Source organism: Caulobacter sp. 05T431 (assembly GCF_056665975.1).
In genome coordinates, this window is the sequence record NZ_JBFTKU010000006.1 from 115,961 (window position 1) to 134,497 (window position 18,537).

The window sequence follows — 18,537 nt, forward strand, 5'->3', positions numbered from 1 at the left end:
GCGCGCGACCTAGCCCCAGCCCGCCAGCAGCCCTCGCAGGCCGCCCACGAAGGCCAGGGGCTGGTCGACCATCACGTGGTGGTCGGCGTCGGGGATGGCGACGCGCAGGACGCTGTCGGGCATCTCGCCGAACATGTAGGCCAGGGTGTCCTCGCGCATCAGGGCCGAGCGCTCGCCCCACATCACCGCCGCCGGGCAGGCGATGCGCGGCAGCAGCAGGCCCAGGTCCGGCATCGAGAACCTCTGCCAGATGGCCGGGTCGAACTTCCAGGTCCAGCCGCCCTCGACCTCCTTCAGCGAGCCCCGGGCGATGTGGTCGGCGATGTAGAGGTTCTCGCAGCCCTGCGGCGGGGCCAGGCGGAAGCGGCTGAGCGCCTGCTCCAGGGTCGGATAGACCCGGTTGGCGGCGTCGGGGCGCGACGGCGGGCCCTTCCAACGCTTMTCGGGCGGCTGGATGCTGCTGTCGACCATGACGATGCCGCGCAGCCGGTCGGCGTGCTCGACGCCGCAATAGAGGGTTGGGAAGCCGCCGAACGAGTGGCCCACCAGGATCGGCTTCACGCCGCCGACCTCCAGTCCCGCCGCCTCGACCGCCGCGAAGATCTCGGCCGCGAACGACTGGGCCGAATAGGCCGGCCGCCAGTCCGAGCCGCCCATGCCCGACCACGAGATGGCCGCGCACCGCCAGTCTTTCGCGAAGAACGGGGCGATGAAGCTCCACCAGTCGGCGTGGGCGCCGTTGCCGTGCAGGAACAGCAGGCCCGGCTTGCCGACCTCGCCCCAGGTCAGCAGCTCGATCTCCGCCCCCTCGACCGGGATGCGCGAGCGCTCGGGTTCGACGGCGACGGCGGCCTCGAACCAGGCGGGGGTCGGCGGCCTCTCGCCGTGGAACGGACCCAGCAGCGACGTTGGGGCGGGGCGATCATCGGCCATGCTCAGCTCTCCGCCTTGTAGGCGACCTCGCCCGGGCGCGGGGCGCGGGGCGACAGGGCCTTGAAGACGCCGGTGCCGGTCATCAGGGTCCGCTCGCCGGCCCAGATGCGGCCGCGCACGGTGAAGACCAGGTCCTGCTCGGAGATCAGCTCGCCCCGCCCCTCCACGAAGTCGCCCAGCTGGGCGCCCGACAGGAAGTCGCAGTTCAGGCGGACCGTGACCCAGCTGTAGGACTTCTGCAGCGAGATGATCCGGCCCCAGGCCATGTCGGCGAAGCTCATCAGCATGCCGCCGTGGCAATTGCCCAGGCCGTTGGTGTGGTGCTCCTCGACGCGGAATCCCAGGACGGCCTCGCCGGGTCCGGCGCGCTGTTCGTACAGCGGCCCGATCTGCCGGCCGAAGCCGCGCGACCAGTTGAGCTGGCTGTAGCCCTCGGGAATGGCGGCGGCCTGGGCGTCCGTGAGATCGTCTGACATGGGAGAAGTCTAACAAGCGTTTGAAGCGTGGCAAGCATTACGCGCGCGAAGTTTCAGCGCACCCTACGGGCGTCGTTGTAAGGACGGCGCGCCCACCGGCGTCTAACCTTCTGAAAACGGGGCGCACCATGGCGGCTGGACGACAGGAGGACGGGGCTTTCGCGGCGTGGCTGGCGTCGCACCTGCCCGCCCTTCGCCGGGTGGCCCGCGCCTTCGCCGAACCGGCCGACCAGCACGACCTGATGCAGGAGCTGACCGTGGCGCTGTGGAAGGCCCGGCCGCGATTTCGGGGCGAGGCCGCCGACGCCACCTTCGTCCACCGCGTGGCCCACAACGCCGCCCTCACCTGGCGGCGCGGCGAGACCCGGCGTCGGCGGCGGCAGGACGGCGTGGCGGCCGAGCTGGCCCTGCGGGCGGACCAGCCAGACACGCCCGAGGCCKACCTGCTGGAGCGGCTCTACACGGCGATCCGCACCCTGCCGCCGCTGGACCGGTCGCTGATCCTGCTGTCGCTGGACGGCCTGGCCTATGGCGCGATCGCCGGGCTGCACGGTCTGACGGAAACCAATGTCGGCGCGCGGCTGACCCGCATCCGCGCCCGGCTGACGATCCTGGTGAAGGAGGACGGCGATGGAGTTTGACCGTCTCGAACAGGCCTGGCGCTCGGAGGCCAACACCCCCGACGCCCAGGCCCAGGCCTATCTGATGGAGGAACTGATGCACATGCTCAAAGCCCGACGTCGCGGCGAGACCCTGCTGTTCGCGATCCCGGTCGCGGCCATGGCCCTGTTCACGGGGATCGCGGCGCGGTCGTTCCTGACCGGCCGGAGCGACCTCGGCCACGAATGGGGCGCCCTGGCCATGCTGGGGGTCTGCTGGGCCGTGCTGGCGGCGGTGTTCTTCGCCGCCCTGCTGGTCCGGCGCCCGCGCGGCGACGGCTCGCCAATGCGCCAGACGCTGGAAGCCATGCTGGCCGCCAACCGGCGGGCGCGGATCAACTACCGGATCTTCTGGATGAGCCTGCCGGTGTTCATCCTGCCGACGCTGATCGGGGTGTTCCAGCTGAACGAGGTCGGCAAGGCCACGGATCGCAACGTCTGGCAGATGCTGCTGCTGTTCGGCGTGGCCCTGGCCGCCAGCCTCGGCTGGAACGCCCTGCGGTTCTTCAAGGTGCTGAAGCCCGAGCAGCGGCGGCTGGAGGGGTTGCTGGCTGACTATCGGGAGTAGGCTGGATTGGGGACAGGCGCATGCGCCTGCCCCCGGGGCCCCTACCCCGGCACGGCCCCGAACTTCCCGGCGTTGTAGTCGTCGATGGCCTGGATGATCTCTTCCCGGGTGTTCATCACGAAGGGACCGTGGGCGAAGACCGGTTCGCCGATCGGTTCGGCGTGGCCCAGCAGGACCACCGAGCCCTCAGGAGCCTCGAACGCGACCGTCTCGCCGTCGTCGTTCAGCTCGACCAGATTCCACTTCGGCGCCGCTTGGCCGCCGACCACGATCCCGCCGGAGACCACGTAGAGGAACACCGCCCTGCCCTTGGCCACGGGCAGGTCCAGCGCGCCGCCCGGCGACAGACGCACGACCGACATCTCGATGCCGATCAGCGACGGGAACGGACCGCTCACGCCGGCGACCGTGCCCGAGATCACCTCGACGCTCGCCCCGCCCGTCTCGACCTTCGGGATTTCCGCGCCCTGCAGGCCCAGATAGTTCGGCGCGGTCATCTTCAGCCGACCGGGCAGGTTGACCCACAGCTGCAGGATCTCCATCGGCCCGCCGGCCTTCTTGAAGCTCTCCGGCGACAGCTCGGCGTGGACCAGGCCGCTGCCGGCGGTCATCCACTGCACGCCGCCCGGCCCGATGATGCTTTCGTGCCCGCCGCTGTCGAGGTGCGACAGCTCGCCGTCCAGGATGAAGGTCACGGTCTCGAAGCCGCGATGCGGGTGCGGCCCGAACGGCAGGCCGCGGTTGTTCGGCGGATAGACCTGCGGGCCGTGGTGGTTGAGGAACAGGAACGGATCCAGCTGCGGGATCGCCGGGCCGGGCAGCGGCCGCCGGGTGACCAGGTCGCCGATGTCGTCGCGATGGGCGGGGTGCAGGCGCTTTAGGGTTCTGGGCGTCATCAGGAAACTCCGGCCGCGCTCAGCACCGCCGCCTGCCGCGCGGCCAGCCCCTCTTCCGAGAAGCCCTCCAGCGACGTCTCGAACAGCGCCTTCCAGTTATGCCGCGCGCCCAGGTGCAGGAAGGCCGCGCCCAGGCCGATGGCGGCGCGGTCCATGAACACGAACTCACGCGGGATGGTGATCGGACCCTTGTCCTTCAGGGCCTGGCGCACCTTGAAGGCCTCGCGGCGGCCGTACTCGCCGGGCGGGGTGTCGTCGGCGACGCTGCGCACGCGGTCGTCCAGCAGCGGGCCGTAGATGAAGCGGGCCCAGACGTTCAGCACGTCCACCAGGTCGTCTGTCAGGTTGGCGAAGCCCCAGCTGCGATAGGCCTCGACCTGCTCGGCCCGGTCGTCGTTGGACAGGGCGCGGTAGAGCCGCACCACCCCGCCCACGAACTTGGGCGGGAAGATGCGGATGCAGCCGAAGTCCAGCAGGTTCAGGTGCGCCGCGCCCTCGCCGCCGAATGTGTAGTTCCCCAGGTGCGGGTCGCCGTGAATGATGCCCAGGTGAGTCATCGGGCTCCACCAGGCCTCGAACAGCAGGGCGGCGATGCGGTCGCGGACCTCTTGCGGCGCGTCCTTGAAGGCCAGCAGCCCCCGGCCCTCCAGCCAGGTCATGCTGAGCAGGCGCTTGGTCGACAGCGACGGGACGGGCTCGGGCACCTGGATGTCGTCGCGGCCGGTGAAGAACCCGCCATAGACAGCCATCAGCTTGGCCTCGCGCTCGTAGTTCAGTTCCTCCCGCAGCCGGTCGCCGATCTCGACGATGGCCTCGCTGGGGTCGATCGAGCCGTCCATCCGTTTGAACAGGCCGATCAGGGCGCGCAGCTGGCCCAGATCGCTTTCGACCGCGCTCTGCATGTCCGGATACTGCAGTTTCACGGCCAGGGCGCGGCCGTCGGGGCCGACGGCGCGGTGCACCTGGCCCAGGGACGCGGCGGCGGCGGCCTCGTGCTCGAAGCTCTGGAACCTCCCCGCCCAGTCCGGCCCCAGCTCGGCGGCCATCCGCCGGCGGACGAACGGCCAGCCCATGGCGGGCGCGTTGGTCTGCAGCTCGGCCAGTTCGGCGGCGAATTCCGGCGGCAGCAGGTCCGGCACCGTGGCGAACATCTGGGCCGCCTTCATCAGCGGCCCCTTCAGCCCGCCCAGGGCCGCCTTCAGCGCCTTGGCGTTGCGGGCGTCGGCCCCCTCGCCGCCGAACAGGCTGTTGGCGCCGTACGACACTGCCGCGCCGGACAGGCCGGCGCCGACCTTGGCGAAGCGCGACACGCGGCCGGCCAGGCGGTTGCGCTCAGGATCGCGGGGGTCGTCGGCCATCAGCCGAACTGCCGGGAGTCGTAGAAGAACCGTTCCCGGACGATGCGATCGCCCTCCCAGACCTGGTGGGTCAGCTCCTCGAACCGCAGGGTCTCGCCCTTCGGGTTGGTCATCAGGAACACCCACTGGATGACGACATTGTCGCCGTCGTGCAGGACCATGACCGCCGGTTGGGTGTCCATCTTCGACAGCCGCGCCAGGGCCGCCGCCTCATGCGCGACCAGCACGTCACGGCCCACGCGGGGCTCGGCGTTGTTCTCCTGCATCGAGGCGCCCTCCGCATAGAAGCGCTCGATCGCCTCCACGTGCTCGTTGCGCTCGACGGTGGCGATGAAGTCGGCCAGGCGGTCCTTGGTGGGCATTGCGGCTCCGGTCAGACGAGGGCTTCGAACTCGTCGACCAGGCGTTCCAGCTGGGCGCAGCCCGCGGCCCAGAACGCCTTCTCGCGCGGGTTCAGCCCGAAGGGCTTGAGCGCCTCGACATAGGTGCGCGTGCCGCCCGCCGCCAGCAGGTCCTCGTACAGCGGCGCGAAGGTTTCGGGGTCCTCGCGGCGCTTCTCCATCAGGCCGCGCACCAAGAGGTCGCCGAACGCGTAAGCGTAGACATAGAACGGCGCGTGCACGAAGTGGCTGACATAGGCCCAGTAGTGCTCGTAGCCCTCGTTCAGCACCACGGCCGGGCCCAGGCTCTCGCCCATCACGTCCAGCCACAGCTTGCCGATCTGGTCGGGCGACAGCTCGCCGTCCTTGCGGGCCTCGTGGAAGCGGCGCTCGAAGCGGTGGAAGGCGATCTGGCGGACGACGGTGTTGAGCCCGTCCTCGATCTTGCCGGCCAAGAGACCCATGCGGTCCTTCGGCGTGGCCTCGGCCAGCAGGCGGTCGAATACCAGGCCCTCGCCGAAGATCGAGGCCGTCTCGGCCAGGGTCAGGGGCGTGTCGGCCAGCAGGGTGCCCAGCGGCGCGCACAGGGTCTGGTGCACGGCGTGGCCCAGCTCGTGGGCCAGGGTCAGCACGTCGCGCCGCTCGCCCATGTAGTTCATGAAGACGTAGGGGTGCCGCTCGGCCGTCACCGGGTGCGAATAGGCCCCCGACTGCTTGCCCGCGCGGGGGCGAGCGTCGATCCACGGCTTGTCGAAGAAGGTCTGGGCCGTGTGGGCGAACTTCGGGGCCAGGGCCTGGAAGCTTTCCAGCACGATCCCCTGCGCCTCGGTCCAGTCGTAGTTCCTGGGCGCGGCGGCCGTGAGGGGCGCGTTGCGGTCCCAGTAGTCCAGGGTCTTGCGGCCCATGACCTTGGCCTTCAGGGCGTAGTAGCGGTGCGACAGGCGCGGATAGGCCTCGACCACCGCCTGCTCCAGGGCGTCGACCGCGTCGGCGTCGACCTCGTTAGCCAGGTGGCGCGACTGGGCGGGGTTGTCGAACCGCCGCCAGCGATCCTCGACCTGCTTCTCGAAGGCCAGGGTGTTCATGACCAGGCCCTGGGTGGAGGCGCGTTCCTCCAGCGCCTTGGCCAGGCCGTCGGCGGCGGCCTTGCGGCGCTTGCCGTCGGGGTCCGACAGGCGGTTCAGCGCCTCGGGCAGGGTCAGGCTTTCCTTGCCGACGCTCGCCGTCAGCTTGGCCAGGGTCTCGTCGTACAGCCGCACCCAGTTGGCCACGGCCGGGCCGCGGTCGACGATGTAGCGCTCCAGGTCCGGCGTCAGTTCGTGCGGGCGCGACAGGCGCAGACGGCGCAGCCACGGCGTCCAGCGGACGGCGACCGGATGGGCCTTCAGGGCCGCCTCCAGCTCGGCGTCCTCCAGCTGGTTCAGCTCCAGCGAGAAGAACAGGCTTTCCGAGGCGATCTGCGACGAGCGGGCCCGCAGGTCGGCCTCGAACTTGGCCCAGGCCGGATCGTCGCGGGCGGTCGAGGCGGCCAGGCCCGCATAGGCCCCCACGCCCCACAGGCCGTTGGTCGCCTGCTCGTACAGCTTGATCCCGCGATCCAGCAACACGCCCAGGCGCTCGGGCTCGCCCCGGGCCTGCAGAAACAGGCCCTCCAGGCTGGCTAGTTCGTCATTGGCGGCCTTGGCGGCGGCCAGGTCGATCTCGATCCTGGGATCCTCGCGGCCGGCATAGAGGTCGGCGAGATTCCACTCGGGCAGGGCGTCGGTCTTGAAGGGCGCGTTCATGGCCACGGATATGAGCCCGTCGAAGGACGCGTGCAATCGTGGCTGTTGCTTTCCTCAGCGCCCTCGCCGCTCGGTCTGGTMCATCAGCCAGGCGAACAGCGTCGCCAGCAGGTAGGCCGATAGCGAGGCGATCACCATCTGCGGGACGCCGCCGGTGGGCGGGGCCACGATGCTGACCAGCTGCAGGGCCACCAGCAGGACCAGGAACAGCGGCGTGCTCCAGCCGCTGTGGCCCTGCAGGCCGCGCCGCCAGCCCCAGGCCGTCGCGGCGATGGCCAGCAGACCCATCTCCAGCGCCTGCTCGGGCACGGCGTGGTCCCACCAGCCCAGCCCCACCCTGGGACCGCCGAACCAAAGCGGCAGGTCGGGCCGGTGGACCAGGAAATCCAGCCCCCAGTGCGACGCCACCACCAGCCCCACGGCGATCGCCGCCGCGCGGGGCAGCTTCAGCAGGAAGAAGGCCGCCAGGCCCGCGGCCAGGGCCCACAAGACCGCAGCGGGCAGGCTGTGGGTGTAGGGCATGTGCGACAGCACCAGTGGGCTACCGGCCAGATGCGGGTCCAGGCTCATCCGCTCGACCCCGGCCAGGACCAGCACGGCCCAGGCCACGTCCACCACCTGGGCGCCCAGCACATAGGTCCAGAACGGCGCCTTGGGCTGTGCGGCCTTGGCGGCCAGGGCGGCCGCGTAATGCCCCACGAACATCATCCCCTCCCACGCAACTCGAGGCGGAGGCTAGGTCGGATCACGGCGCCTGAACAGACGTCGCATTACCGAGAATTAAAGGGCGCGCCGGCGAGTCGCCCCTTAGGATACCGCCGGTCGACGAGGGGTTGTCGACGAGGGCAGGACATCGATGAGCAGGGTCGCCGTTTCCATCGCTCTGGCCGTGGGCCTGCTCGCCGCGCCGTCGGCGATGGCCGCGGACAAGCCCCAGCCCATGGGCTGGCTGTCCCTGACCCTGCGCAGCGTGGTGGTCTTCCACAGCTGCACCGAGCGCCTGAAGGAGCGGTTCCACATCGGGCCGCTGAACGACATCGACATCACCGACATGGACACCGGCGGCGGCGACCTGTCGGGCGCGGTGGACGTCAAGTTCACGGCCGTCACCACCGAGAAGAAGACCCAGCGCCGCAGCCACTTCGTCGGCGTCTGCCATGTCGGCCGCGAGGGCGAGACCCGCATCGAGGCCCGCCTGATCAGCCAGGACGGCGGCCCGATCCGCCGCGTGCCGCCGGGCCGGATCGCGGGCTGACGCGTCCGATCGTCACACCTCGTTAAGGGCGACCGTTAACCCCTGACTCACGTCTCCGAAACCCGGTCTTTACCCCGCGCCTGTATCACTCTGAACCAACAAGAGCCCTGTCCCATGTCGGACGCGGCCGGTTCTAACGGGTGTCTGCAATGACCAAGACGGTTCTCGTCGTCGACGACGATCCGACTCAACGGCGGCTGATCCAGGCCGTCCTCGAGCGCGAAAGCTTCTCGGTCTCGCACGCCGAGAACGGCGACGCGGCCATGGCCCATCTGGCCAGCGGCGCGCCCGTCGACGTGGTCCTGCTGGACCTGGTCATGCCGGGCCTGTCGGGCCAGGACACGCTGAAGGAGATGCGTGCGCGCGGCTATGCGCAGCCCGTGATCGTCCTGACCGCTTCGGGCGGCGTCGACACCGTGGTCAAGGCCATGCAGGCCGGGGCCACCGACTTCTTCATCAAGCCGGCTTCGCCAGAGCGCATCACCGTCTCGATCCGCAACGCCCTGTCGATGGGCGAGCTGAAGGGCGAGGTCGAGCGCCTGACCAAGCGCGCCGGCAACCGCACCACCTTCGCCGACCTGATCGGGACCTCGCCCGCCATGACCCTGGTCAAGCGCATGGGCGAGCGCGCGGCCAAGTCGTCGATCCCCATCCTGATCACCGGCGAGAGCGGGGTCGGCAAGGAGCTGATCGCCCGTGCCGTGCACGGCGGCTCCGACCGGGCCGGCAAGCCGTTCGTGGCCGTCAACTGCGGTGCCATCCCGGAGAACCTGGTCGAGTCGATCCTGTTCGGCCACGAGAAGGGCAGCTTCACCGGCGCCACCGACAAGCACCTGGGCAAGTTCAAGGAGGCCGACGGCGGCACCCTGTTCCTGGACGAGGTGGGCGAGCTGCCGCTGGACATGCAGGTCAAGCTGCTCCGCGCGCTGCAGGAGGGCGAGATCGACCCGATCGGCTCCAAGCGCTCGCAGAAGGTGGACGTGCGCATCGTCTCGGCCACCAACCGCGACGTCGCCCACGCCGTGCAGCAGGGCCGGTTCCGCGAGGACCTCTACTATCGCCTGAACGTCTTCCCGATCGAGGCCCCGTCCCTGCGCGAACGCCGCGAGGACATCCCGGCCCTGGTCGAAGCCTTCATCCGCCGCTTCAATGTCGAAGAGGGCAAGCGGGTGGTCGGCGCCGCGCCGGAGACCTTGCAGGTCCTCACCGGCTTCGACTGGCCCGGCAACGTGCGCCAGCTGGAGAACGCGGTCTATCGCGCCATCATCCTGGCCGACGCGCCCTATCTGCAGCCTTACGATTTCCCGGCCATCTCGGGGATCATGGCGCCGCCGCCGGAAGCGGTCACGCCGGTCGCGCCGCAGCCGGACCTGTCGGCCGCCCTGCAGGCCGCCCACGCCGCCATGGCCCGCGCCCCGGCCCAGGACGCGCCCGTGCGCATCCTCGACGACCGCGGCCACCTGCGGACCCTGGAGGAGATCGAGCGCGACCTGATCCAGCACGCCATCGAGGTCTATGCCGGCCACATGTCGGAAGTGGCCCGTCGCCTGGGCATCGGCCGCTCGACCCTCTACCGCAAGGTCCGCGAGCAGGGCATCGACGTCGATCTCAAGGAAGCCTCGTAAAGGTCAGGCGCTGATCGCCAGGGGCGGCGAGGCTTCGGCCTCCGCCTCGGCCTCGACCTCCGGCTGGTCGGCCCGCACCCATCCGGCCTCGGTGCGGAGGGCCAGGCCCGCCTGCTCCAGGCCCTGCAGCTCCAGCATCACCGCCGCCAGCGGGATGGCGCGGCCCCATCGCCGGGTCAGCTTGCGCGAGATCTCGGACGCCGCGATCGCCGCGTCGCCGCTGCCCAGCACCAGCAGGATCATCTCGCGGGCCGAGCGCGGCTTGCGTCCTCGCCGGGACGCGCCGGTCGCGAAGCTGGCGGGTTCGCCCTCCAGTCCGGCATGGCCGTGGGCGCCGTCGGCCAGGCCGCCGCGCTCGATGGCGCCCAGGGCCAGGCTCAGCGCCCGCAGCTCGTCCTCGAACGGCGCCTGGGCGCGGCGCTGGGCCTCCAGCATGCGCGCCTCCAGGTCGGCCTTCCGGCGCAAAAGATAGTCGTAGATCGTGGTCGCCATCTTCGGGCTGCCCAGAAAAGGCGTGAGACTCCCCACCGCGGTCACGCTGTCGCGGCGTCGGTCGCAGCCATTTTCTACGGCGCGGACAGACGACAAAAGCGATTAAAAGCAATACTTTACGCGAGCCCCAAATGTCCGCCCGTTTCGTTACCGAAAACCTAACGGCGTTCTATGGACTCGCGTGTTTGGTGAGAAACGGGGACCATTTTCGGCGGATTCGGGGGTTCGCCCCGCGCCGTCTCAGGKATTCACCCTAGACCGAAACTTGGCCGTAGCCGGTCATTCGTCGTCGGGCTCGACCGCCGGAGCCTCGGGCTCGCGCCCCCGCCGCGGCGAGTCGCGGCGGCCGAAGCCCTTGCCGCGCGACATGGGCTTGCGCTCGCCTTTCGCCTTGGCGGCGATTTCCTTGAGCTTGATGGTCTGGTTGCCCGACATGGCCTGGCCGGCGCCGCCCTTCTCGGGATCGCCGAACGCCCGACCGTAGGTCTCGATGCGCTGGGCCACCGAGCCCAGGAACTCGTTCTCCCACTCCGACAGCTCGATCCCGGCCTTGTCGGCCGTGCGCTTGGCGCGCTTGAGGGCGTTCAGGGCCGCCTTGCGCGCCCTCACTCTAGGGTCATGGGCTCGTGGATCGGGCGGCTTCTTGGCGCGCATGCGGGGAGACTAGCGGGCGTCGAGGGCGGGACGCACGCGGAAAAATCGCGGTTGCGGCTGGGGACGCCCGCATGCGGGCGTCCCCAATCGGCAGCGCCTTAAATCTCGCCGATGGCCGACAGGTACAGGTCCAGGATCGCGTCCTCTTCCTGGCGCTTGGCGCGGTCCATCTTGCGCAGGCGGACCACCTTCTTGAGCACCTTGACGTCGAAGCCGTTGCCCTTGGCCTCGGCGTAGACTTCCTTGATCTGCTCCATGATCTCGGTCTTCTCGACCTCGAGGCGCTCGACCCGGTCGACGATGCTCTTCAGCTGACCTTGGGCGGTGGAGTTCAGCACATCGGCGTGCGGGGCGGCGTCGTCAGCCATGGAGAATGCTCGCGAAAAGGCGGGAAAACAGAGGCGCGGAACCTAGTGGCAACGGCGCGCGAGTGGAAGGTGGATTCCCCCTTCTTTTTTCTTTAGCGCCCTTCCACACGTCCGCGCGACACCTCGGCCAAAGCGGCCAGGTCGGGCGTCTCGCCCTCGCCCGACAGCAGGGTCTCCAGGCCGCCCTCGACCAGGTCGGCCAGCGGCAGGGCCAGGCCCTTCTCGTCGCCGGCGGCCTGGGCCAGACGGACGTCCTTGAGGGCCAGGTCGGCGGCGAAGCCCGGCGGGTGGTAGCGGCCCTCGGCGATCATGCCGCCGTAGATCTTGTAGATCGGCGAGGCGAAGATGGTGCTGGTCAGCACGTCCAGCAGGTCGGCGGCCGGCACGCCGTGGGCCGCGCCCAGGGCCGTGGCCTCGCCCATGGCCTCGACGGCCGAGACGATCATCAGGTTGCCGGCGATCTTGACGGCGTTGGCGCGGACCGGGTCCTCGCCCATCGGCCAGACCTTGCCGGCCAGGGCCTCCAGCACGGGCAGGGCAGCGGCCACGGCCTGGGGCGCGCCGGCCGCCAGCACGTTCAGCCCGCCGGCCCGGGCCACCGGCGGACGCCCGAACACCGGCGCGGCCACGTAGCCCAGGCCCAGCTCGGCGTGGCGGTCRGCCAGCTCGCGGGCGAAGGCGGTCGAGATGGTGGCCAGGTTCACGTGCACCAGGCCCGGCCGAGCGCGCGGCAGGGCGGCCAGCAGGGCGTCGCGGATCGCCTGGTCGTGGGCCAGGATCGACAGCACCAGGTCGCCCTGCAGCGCGCCCTCGACGCCGTCGGCCACGGTCGCGCCCAGGGCGGCCAGCTCGGCGGCCGGGCCGGGCGAGCGGTTCCACACCGTCACGGCGTGGCCCTTCTCCAGCAGGTTCTCGACCATGGCCTTGCCCATGGCGCCCAGGCCGATGAAACCGATGTTCATGTCGTCGCTCCCGAGATCCTTCTCCCCTTGCGGGAGAAGGTGTCAGCGAAGCTGACGGATGAGGGGTCGCAAGGCGTCGAACACCCAGCGTGACCGTTCAACTGGTCGCAACGGCCCGGTTCTTCAACCCCTCATCCGGCGCTTCGCGCCACCTTCTCCTGCAAGGGGAGAAGGGTCAGAGAAGTCCATGCCCCTCCACCACTGGCCGCAAGGCCGCCGGATCGATGAAGTGGTGCGTATGGAAGCCCATCGCGGCCGCCGCGGCGATGTTGGCGGCGCTGTCATCGACGAACAGCAGGTCGGCGGGCTCCAGGCCCGTGCGCTCCAGGGCGATCTCGTAGATGCGGGTCTCGGGCTTGATCACCCGCTCGCGGCCCGAGACCACGGTGTCGCGGAAATGGCGGAAGGCCGGGCTCCGGGCCCGCACKCCGTCCCAGGTCTCGTGGGACATGTTGGTCAGGCCGAACTGCGGCACGCCGCGCGCGGCCAGGTCCTCGATGAGGCTTTCCGTCTCGGGGATCGTCCCGGAGAACATCTCGTCCCAGCGGTCCCACCAGGCGGCCAGATGCTCGGCGTGTTCGGGGTGCTGGGCGCTGCGGGCGGCGATGTTGTCGGCGAAGGTCACGCCGCGATCGGTGGCCGCGTGCCAATCCAGGGTCCCGACATGCGAAAGGAACCGGTCGAGATCGGCCGGTTCCTTGAAGATCTTCGCGTAGAGCGTGCGCGGATCCCAGCGCACGATGACGTTGCCGACATCCCAGAGCAGCGCCCTGGGAGGCCGCGCAGGCGTCATTAGCCTTGCTTGGCTTTGAAGCGCGGGTCGGTCTTGTTGATGATGTAGATCACGCCCTTGCGGCGGACCATCTTGCAGTCGCGGTGACGCGACTTCAGCGACTTCAGCGAGCTACGAACCTTCATGACCGTCTCTATACTCAGCGGAGAGGTTCGCGGCCGCCATGAGGGCGAAAGGAACATCCGGGATGTTTCGGAGGGCGTGCGTATAAGCAGGACAACCGCCGGAGTCAATGCGCGCCTTGGCGGGAAAGCACGCCGAAACGGGGGTTCGCGCCCGCCTTGTGGCCCAGGAGCCTCGTCATGACCACCGCCAGGATCGACGGAACCCAGGGCTACGACCGGGACGTCGAGGCCTTTTTCGAGCGCGCCGACGCCATACCCCTGGCGCGGAAGTACGAGGCCGTCCTGCATCTGCTGCCCACGGCTCCCTCCCGGATCCTCGATATCGGGGCCGGATCGGGCAAGGACGCGTTCGATCTGGCGGCCCTGGGACACCAGGTCCTGGCCGTGGAGCCCACCCCCGCCCTGCTGGCCGGGGCCATGGCCCGCCACGCCCATCCCGCCATCGCCTGGCTGGACGACGGCCTGCCCGATCTGGCCGCGACGCGGGCGCGCGGCGAAACTTTCGACCTGATCCTGCTCTCGGCGGTCTGGATGCATCTGGACGAGGCCCAACGCCGCCGCGCCATGCCCAACGTCGCCGCCCTGCTGGCCGACGGCGGCCAGCTGATTCTGTCGCTGCGCCACGGCCCGGTCCCGCCCGGCCGCCGGATGTTCGAGGTCTCGGCGGACGAGACGATCGATCTGGCGCGGGCCGAGGGCCTGAGCGTCCGGCTTCAGCAAGAGCGCGGCTCGATCCAGGCCGCCAACCGCCTGGCCGGCGTCACCTGGACGATCCTGGCGTTCGAGAAAGCTGTGGAAGTCGCGCCCTAGGCGCTTCGGTCAAATCCAATCCTCGCCCCCGGCGGACCGCCATAGGCGTTGCTGACCTTCTCGCCCGGGATGCAACCGAGCCAGATCAGCAGCCCGCCGATGATCAGCGCCGCCACCCCGCCGACGGCGTAGATTCCGTCCTCGTCATGAAGCAGCAGGGCCGCGAGGACTATGACCACGATCTCGGCGATAAGGACCCCGCCCGCGATCCAGCCCGAGCGCCCGATGTCGTGCAATCGGGGCACGCACACCATGACAAGCACGATCTCGCTGACTTTCACCTGCGCGTGGAAGACCAGAACCGTGATMGCGATCAACGCGGCGACGACGCCCAGCGATAGCCAATAGGTCGCCCGGTTCGTGCGCCCCCGCAGAAATCCCATTCGTGTCCCCACAGGCGAAAAGCTTCACTTTAAAGACCATCAAAGCGGAACTTAACCGGTCTGTCGCCCTTGTGATTGCAGCCCCGTCACGAACCCCGGTAGCCTGCCTTCATGGATAGACGCGTTTTCCTCGTTCTGCTGCTGGCCGGTTGCGCCGACACCTCGGCCAACGCCCCGCTGGCCCCGTCGGTCACGCCGCCCAAGCCGCCGGCCGTGCCGCCGCCCGCGCCCGCCGCGCCGTCGGCCGATCCGGGCGCCTCGGGCCAGTCGGTCGGCTTCGACACCTGGCTGGCCGCCTTCAAGCAGAAGGCCCTGGCCGCCGGCCTGACCCAGCAACTGCTGGACCGCGAGCTGGACGGCGTGACGCCCGATCCCCGGGTGATCTCGCTGGACGGCCGCCAGCCGGAATTCTCCAAGCCCGTCGGCGCCTACATCCAGGGCGTGGTCGGCGACGACCGCATCGCCGTKGGCCGCGACAAGCGCCAGACCCTGGCCTTCCTGCCGGACGTCGAGCAGCGCTACGGCGTGCCGCGCGACATCCTGCTGGCCGTCTGGGCCATGGAATCGGCCTTCGGCAAGATCCAGKGCAATTTCGACGTCGTGCGCTCGATGGCCAGCCTGGCCGCCGACGGCCGCCGCCGCAACTGGGCCGAGGGCGAGCTGATCGCCGCCCTGAAGATCATCGCCTCGGGCGAGGTCACCCGGACCCAGCTGCGCGGCTCGTGGGCCGGAGCCATGGGCCAGACCCAGTTCCTGCCCTCCAACTACCTGTCCACCGCCGTCGACAACGACGGCGACGGGCGGCGCGACATCTGGGGCAGCGACAGCGACAGCCTGGCCTCGGCCGCCAACCTGCTGAAGAAGGGCGGCTGGAAGCCCGGCGTCGGTTGGGCCAAGGAAGTGATCCTGCCGGCCGGCTTCGACTACGGCCTGGCGGAAGGTCCCCGCGAGATCCCGGCCTGGTGGGAAGCCAAGGGCGTCAAGCGCGCCGACGGCCTGCCCTGGACCGCCGCCGACGCCGCCTCGCCCGCCGGGCTGATCCTGCCCGCCGGCTGGTCGGGTCCGGCCTTCCTGGTCCTGCCCAACCACTTCGCGATCCGCACCTACAACAACTCCACCTCCTACGCCCTGGGCATCGGCCTGCTGGCCGACCGCTTCGCCGGCGGCGGGCCGCTGGTCGCGACCTGGCCGGTCGAGACGCCGCTGAACCTGGCCGACCGCATGGCCGCCCAGATCGCCCTGGGCCGCCTGGGCTTCGATCCGGGTCCGGCCGACGGGGTGATCGGCGCGGGCACCCGCAAGGCCCTGCGCGCCTGGCAGACCGACCGCAAGCTGCCGGCCGACGGCTACCTGTCGTCCGACATGGTGGCGCGGCTGAAGGCCCAGGCCGGGATCAGCTAGAGCCGCCCTCGCGGTTCTGGGCCATTCCCCCGCGCCGGATTACCGTCGCTCCGTAAGGACGGCTCAGCAATCCGCCCTATGGCTGCCCGGATCACGCCCGACCACTCTTCGAGGCCTACGCCACGGAGAGTTTGGGCCATGGGCTTTGAGTTGAACATCCGATCCGCCGCCCGCCGTTTCGTCCAAGGGCTGGGCGTCGGCCTTGTCATCGCCCTGGCGGCCGGAGCCCAGCAGGCCCAGGCGTCCGAAGGCGGCGCCAGCCTCTACCTGCTCGGCTCGGGCGGGCCGGGAAACGCCATCATGCCGCCGCTGAAGGGCGTGTTCTTCGACAACGAGCTCTACTACTACAAGGGCAGCGCCAGCTCCGGGAAGCAGTTCACCGTCGGCGGCAACGTCGTGGCCGGCCTGGACGCCAAGATCCTGGCCGACTTCGCCACCGTCCTGTGGGTGCCGACCACCAATCTCAACGGCGTGACCGTGGCCCTGGGCGCCGCCGTGCCCGTGGGCAATGTCGATGTCGACGTCAACGCGGTGATCACCGGTCCGCACGGGAACCAGATCGGCCGCTCGGCCGGCGACTCGGCCACCGTGATCGGTGACCCGATCGCCACCGGCATGCTGGGCTGGAGCAAGGGGAACACCCACTACCAGGTCTCGACCATGCTCAACGTCCCGATCGGCGACTATCGCGACGACGACCTGGCCAACCTGGCCTTCCACCGCTGGGCTTTCGACACCTCGTTCGCGGTCAGCTGGCACGATCCCAAGAGCGGTTGGGACGTCAGCGGCAAGGCGGGCCTGACCTGGAACGGCGAGAACCGCGCGACCGACTACACCACCGGGACCGAGATGCACGTGGAGGCCTCGGTCGAGAAGACCTTCTCGCCGAAGTGGTCGGCGGGCCTGATCGGCTACTATTTCGACCAGGTCAGCGCCGACCGCGGCCCCGGCGCCGTGCTGGGCCCGTTCCAGGGCGAGGTCACCGGCGTGGGCGCGACGGCGGCCTACAACTTCAAGATCGGCCACATGCCCGCCACCCTGCGGGCCCGGGCCTTCACCGAGTTCGACGCCACCAACCGGATGGAAGGCGACTCGTTCTGGCTGGGCCTGACCGTGCCGCTGAGCCTGAAGATGCCGGCGGGGGCGGCGGAGTAGGGCGCCTCGACTAGCCCTACCTCTCGGCCCGCAAGGGCGGGAATGACGGACCAAAGGTAAGGTTCGGAACTCGCCCTCGCCCCCTAGTGCGGCCCCGTCGCGTCGATCGAGCTGGCGTCGACCACCTGGGACTCGTCGCGGGCCTCGCGCGGGGCCGCGGCCTCGCCCACCCGGCGCATGATCGGGTCGAGCAGGGCGTAGGCGGCCAGGCCGGCCAGGATCGCCACGTTCATCAGGTAGGGCGACGGGTGGGCCCACTTGTACAGCGCCACGCCCAGCACCGGGGCGATGATCACCGAGGCGCCGTTGATGGCGCTGATCGCCCCGGCCACCGCCCCCTGCTCCTCGTGTCCCACCGACAGCGAGGCGCCGGCCGTGAAGCCGGGCCGGGCGAAGCCGTAGCCCAGGCTGCACAGGGCGAAGCCGACGACCAGGGTGTGGTAGTCGGGCGAGAAGGCGACGATCAGGTTGCCCAGGCCCGCGCAGCCGGCGCCCAGCCACAACAGCTGGCGCGGGATCAGGCGCAGCATGCGGATCAGGCCCCACTGGGCCAGCAGGCTGGCCACGGCGCCGGCCATCATGGCGATCCCTGCAAACGCCGCGGCCTTGGCCGGCGAGATGCCCAGCTTGTCGATGACCATGAAGCCCAGGGTCTGCTGGTTCACCGTCTGGGCGCTGGCCAGTAGGAAGCCGTAGAGGATGAAGGGCATGATCCGCCGGTCGTTCCACCGCACGCGGGCCCGGGCCCTGTCCTTCGCGCCGCCGACGCGTTCGGGAATCTCCTCGGGCGTCTCGGGCAGGCCGCGCATCACCAGGATCAGCACCACCCCGGCGATGACCGCGAACGAGAACATCGGCCCCGACAGGGTCAGCAGCGGGAACACCAGGAACGGCGCGACAGCCGGGCCCAGGATCGTGCCCAAGCCGCTGGCCGAGGCCATGGTGGCCAGGGCGTTCGTGCGGTCGGCCGGCGCGGTGCGGTCGGCGACATAGGCCTGGGCCGCCGGGTTCGAGGCGCTGCCGACCAGGCCGAAGATCGCCCGCGACAGGGCCGCCCCGGCGAACACCGCCAGCGGGACCATCAGGCCCTTCAGCCCCATCAGGATGAAGAAGCCGAAGCCCAGCATCGACACCGCGAACCCGGCCATGCCCAGAAGCACCATCGGCTTGCGGCCGCGCTTGTCCGACATCCGCGCCCAGACCGGCGACATCACGCCCCACAGCAGGGCCGACAGCGAGAAGATCGAGCTGATCAACACGTCCGGGATGCCGACCTGGCGGCCGATGGCCGGCAGAACGGTCTGCAGGGCGGTGTTGCCGGCGGCGCTGGACAGCAGCACCGCGAACAGGATGGCGAAGGCGCGGCCCTTGGCCTTGTCGTCCAGGCGCCCGAAAAGGTCGGTGTCCGAGCTGGCTGCGCTCATGCTTCCCCTCCAAGACGGCGGCCGGCCGGTTGCCCC

At 70.1% G+C, this 18,537-nt stretch carries 22 protein-coding genes; 7 read left to right on the forward strand and 15 right to left on the reverse strand.

The features are described from left to right. Positions 1 to 9: 9 nt before the first annotated feature. Positions 10 to 933, reverse strand: a complete 924-nt coding sequence (locus tag AC1U89_RS07905; protein WP_479899169.1) for an alpha/beta fold hydrolase — start codon at positions 931 to 933, stop codon at positions 10 to 12. 2 nt (positions 934 to 935) lie between these two features. Continuing rightward, positions 936 to 1,409, reverse strand: a complete 474-nt coding sequence (locus AC1U89_RS07910) for a PaaI family thioesterase (RefSeq protein ID WP_479899170.1) — start codon at positions 1,407 to 1,409, stop codon at positions 936 to 938. Between the two features lie 128 nt (positions 1,410 to 1,537). Here AC1U89_RS07910 and AC1U89_RS07915 point away from each other — a divergent pair, with 128 nt between their 5' ends. Together AC1U89_RS07915 and AC1U89_RS07920 are read left to right on the forward strand one after the other, a co-directional pair. Next, entirely contained in the window at positions 1,538 to 2,050 is a 513-nt protein-coding gene (locus AC1U89_RS07915) for an RNA polymerase sigma factor (protein ID WP_479899171.1), read from the forward strand. Next, positions 2,040 to 2,636 carry a hypothetical protein gene (locus AC1U89_RS07920; RefSeq protein WP_479899172.1) on the forward strand — a complete coding sequence of 199 codons (597 nt, stop codon included), beginning with the start codon at positions 2,040 to 2,042 and terminating at the stop codon, positions 2,634 to 2,636. The genes AC1U89_RS07915 and AC1U89_RS07920 overlap by 11 nt, the downstream gene beginning before the upstream one ends. Before the next feature lie 41 nt (positions 2,637 to 2,677). On the opposite strand, the gene AC1U89_RS07925 is transcribed toward AC1U89_RS07920, so the two are convergent. From AC1U89_RS07925 to AC1U89_RS07945, 5 genes are read right to left on the reverse strand one after another with little or no spacing between them, the layout of a single operon-like run. Continuing rightward, positions 2,678 to 3,532 (reverse strand): pirin family protein, encoded by an 855-nt coding sequence (locus AC1U89_RS07925; protein ID WP_479899173.1) that lies wholly within the window; start codon positions 3,530 to 3,532, stop codon positions 2,678 to 2,680. Further along, positions 3,532 to 4,890 (reverse strand): ABC1 kinase family protein, encoded by a 1,359-nt coding sequence (locus AC1U89_RS07930; protein WP_479899174.1) that lies wholly within the window; start codon positions 4,888 to 4,890, stop codon positions 3,532 to 3,534. Before AC1U89_RS07930 ends, AC1U89_RS07925 begins: the two co-directional genes overlap by 1 nt. After that, the gene (locus tag AC1U89_RS07935) at positions 4,890 to 5,252 is read right to left on the reverse strand and encodes a nuclear transport factor 2 family protein (protein WP_479899175.1); all 363 of its coding nucleotides are present in this window, start codon (positions 5,250 to 5,252) and stop codon (positions 4,890 to 4,892) included. Before AC1U89_RS07935 ends, AC1U89_RS07930 begins: the two co-directional genes overlap by 1 nt. Before the next feature lie 11 nt (positions 5,253 to 5,263). Continuing rightward, positions 5,264 to 7,054, reverse strand: coding sequence for a M3 family oligoendopeptidase (locus tag AC1U89_RS07940; protein ID WP_479899176.1), 1,791 nt, complete (start codon positions 7,052 to 7,054; stop codon positions 5,264 to 5,266). Between the two features lie 54 nt (positions 7,055 to 7,108). Further along, positions 7,109 to 7,759 carry a hypothetical protein gene (locus AC1U89_RS07945; protein WP_479899177.1) on the reverse strand — a complete coding sequence of 217 codons (651 nt, stop codon included), beginning with the start codon at positions 7,757 to 7,759 and terminating at the stop codon, positions 7,109 to 7,111. A gap of 151 nt (positions 7,760 to 7,910) precedes the next feature. On the opposite strand from AC1U89_RS07945, the gene AC1U89_RS07950 reads away from it, so the two are divergent. Next, the gene (locus AC1U89_RS07950; protein WP_479899178.1) at positions 7,911 to 8,309 is read left to right on the forward strand and encodes a hypothetical protein; all 399 of its coding nucleotides are present in this window, start codon (positions 7,911 to 7,913) and stop codon (positions 8,307 to 8,309) included. A gap of 149 nt (positions 8,310 to 8,458) precedes the next feature. Further along, on the forward strand, positions 8,459 to 9,934 hold the full coding sequence (locus AC1U89_RS07955) for a sigma-54-dependent transcriptional regulator (protein ID WP_479899179.1): 1,476 nt from the start codon (positions 8,459 to 8,461) through the stop codon (positions 9,932 to 9,934). A gap of 3 nt (positions 9,935 to 9,937) precedes the next feature. Here AC1U89_RS07955 and AC1U89_RS07960 read toward each other — a convergent pair whose 3' ends face one another. The 6 genes from AC1U89_RS07960 to ykgO form a co-directional block, all read right to left on the reverse strand. Then, positions 9,938 to 10,426 (reverse strand): hypothetical protein, encoded by a 489-nt coding sequence (locus tag AC1U89_RS07960; protein ID WP_479899180.1) that lies wholly within the window; start codon positions 10,424 to 10,426, stop codon positions 9,938 to 9,940. A 279-nt stretch (positions 10,427 to 10,705) separates the two neighbouring features. Beyond that, entirely contained in the window at positions 10,706 to 11,080 is a 375-nt protein-coding gene (locus AC1U89_RS07965; RefSeq protein WP_479899181.1) for a hypothetical protein, read from the reverse strand. 98 nt (positions 11,081 to 11,178) lie between these two features. After that, on the reverse strand, positions 11,179 to 11,448 hold the full coding sequence (gene gapR / locus AC1U89_RS07970) for a nucleoid-associated protein GapR (protein ID WP_029914357.1): 270 nt from the start codon (positions 11,446 to 11,448) through the stop codon (positions 11,179 to 11,181). Positions 11,449 to 11,540: 92 nt separating this feature from the next. Then, positions 11,541 to 12,410 (reverse strand): NAD(P)-dependent oxidoreductase, encoded by an 870-nt coding sequence (locus AC1U89_RS07975; RefSeq protein WP_479899182.1) that lies wholly within the window; start codon positions 12,408 to 12,410, stop codon positions 11,541 to 11,543. A 175-nt stretch (positions 12,411 to 12,585) separates the two neighbouring features. Then, complete coding sequence (locus AC1U89_RS07980; RefSeq protein WP_479899183.1) at positions 12,586 to 13,203, reverse strand: HAD family hydrolase; 618 nt, start codon at positions 13,201 to 13,203, stop codon at positions 12,586 to 12,588. Beyond that, complete coding sequence (gene ykgO / locus AC1U89_RS07985) at positions 13,203 to 13,328, reverse strand: type B 50S ribosomal protein L36 (RefSeq protein ID WP_018061125.1); 126 nt, start codon at positions 13,326 to 13,328, stop codon at positions 13,203 to 13,205. The genes AC1U89_RS07980 and ykgO overlap by 1 nt, the downstream gene beginning before the upstream one ends. 177 nt (positions 13,329 to 13,505) lie before the next feature. Here ykgO and AC1U89_RS07990 point away from each other — a divergent pair, with 177 nt between their 5' ends. Further along, a complete protein-coding gene (locus AC1U89_RS07990; protein ID WP_479899184.1) occupies positions 13,506 to 14,138 on the forward strand; it encodes a class I SAM-dependent methyltransferase in 633 nt (210 codons plus the stop codon). Here the strand turns inward: AC1U89_RS07990 and AC1U89_RS07995 are convergent. Further along, positions 14,135 to 14,521, reverse strand: coding sequence for a DUF805 domain-containing protein (locus AC1U89_RS07995; protein WP_479899185.1), 387 nt, complete (start codon positions 14,519 to 14,521; stop codon positions 14,135 to 14,137). The two genes, AC1U89_RS07990 and AC1U89_RS07995, sit on opposite strands and share 4 nt — an antisense overlap. Positions 14,522 to 14,632: 111 nt before the next feature. Here AC1U89_RS07995 and AC1U89_RS08000 point away from each other — a divergent pair, with 111 nt between their 5' ends. Then, positions 14,633 to 15,922, forward strand: coding sequence for a lytic murein transglycosylase (locus AC1U89_RS08000; protein ID WP_479899186.1), 1,290 nt, complete (start codon positions 14,633 to 14,635; stop codon positions 15,920 to 15,922). A gap of 138 nt (positions 15,923 to 16,060) precedes the next feature. Then, positions 16,061 to 17,077: a SphA family protein gene (locus tag AC1U89_RS08005; RefSeq protein ID WP_479899187.1), complete on the forward strand. Its 1,017-nt coding sequence runs from the start codon at positions 16,061 to 16,063 to the stop codon at positions 17,075 to 17,077. An 83-nt stretch (positions 17,078 to 17,160) separates the two neighbouring features. Here AC1U89_RS08005 and AC1U89_RS08010 read toward each other — a convergent pair whose 3' ends face one another. Beyond that, positions 17,161 to 18,501, reverse strand: a complete 1,341-nt coding sequence (locus AC1U89_RS08010) for an MFS transporter (RefSeq protein ID WP_479899188.1) — start codon at positions 18,499 to 18,501, stop codon at positions 17,161 to 17,163. Positions 18,502 to 18,537: the final 36 nt, after the last annotated feature.